We start from the raw sequence: 1,148 nt of genomic DNA on the forward strand, positions 1-1,148 counted from the left end.
GACAGCGAGGCGATGCCGGTAGATGTCGAGGTCGATAGCGAAGCAATTCCCGTAGATGCGGAAGTCGACAGCGACGAAACATTGCTGTTCGTTGCACTCAAGCCAGTCGACGTCGATGTGGAGAGCGACGAGACACTGCTATTGGTCGTGCTCAAGCCAGTCGAGGTTGAAGTCGACAACGAGGCGATACCAGTGGAAGTTGAAGTCGATAGCGAAGCAATTCCCGTAGATGTGGAAGTCGACAGCGACGAGACATTACTGTTTGTAGTGCTCAGGCCAGTCGAAGCTGAAGTCGACAGCGAGGCGATGCCGGTGGATGTCGATGTCGACAGCGAAGATACGTTGCTGTTAGTCGTGCTTAGACCGGTCGAAGTTGAAGTCGACAGAGAAGCAACATTGCTATTAGCGGTGCTCAGGCCCGTAGACGTCGAGGTGGACAGGGAGTCCACATTGCTGCCGACTGTACTCAAGCCGGTTGAGGTCGAGGTCGACAGCGAAGACACGTTGCTGTTGGTCGTGCTCAGGCCAGTCGAGGTTGAAGTCGACAGAGAAGCAATACCGGCAGATGTCGAAGTCGACAGCGAAGAAACATTGCTGTTAGTGCTGCTCAAACCAGTTGAAGACGATGTTGACAGTGATGAGACGCTGCTGTTGGTAGTACTCAGGCCAGTCGAAGCTGAAGTCGACAACGAGGCGATGCCGGTAGATGTCGAGGTCGACAGCGAAGACACGTTGCTGTTAGTCGTGCTTAGACCGGTCGAAGTTGAAGTCGACAATGAAGCGATGCCAGTAGATGTCGACGTTGACAACGACGAGACATTACTGTTGGTGGTGCTAAGGCCAGTCGAAGCTGAAGTCGACAGCGATGAGACATTGCTGTTAGTGGTGCTCAAACCAGTCGAAGTCGATGTGGAGAGCGACGTCATATTGCTATTGGTAGTGCTCAAGCTCGTAGACGCCGACGTGGACAACGACGAAACATTGCTGTTCGTTGTACTCAAGCCAGTTGACGTCGATGTGGAGAGCGACGAGACATTGCTATTAGTGGTGCTCAGGCCCGTAGACGTCGAGGTCGACAGCGAAGACACGTTGCTGTTGGTCGTGCTCAAACCAGTCGAGGTAGAAGTCGACAGCGAGGCGATGCCGGT

At 53.7% G+C, this 1,148-nt stretch carries 1 pseudogene; it reads left to right on the forward strand.

Annotated elements, in window-relative coordinates:
- Positions 1-1,148: pseudogene (locus AC07RZ_RS24105) on the forward strand (hypothetical protein); the annotation flags it as partial.

The sequence above is a fragment of the Collimonas sp. GW821-FHT07E08 genome, assembly GCF_059418905.1.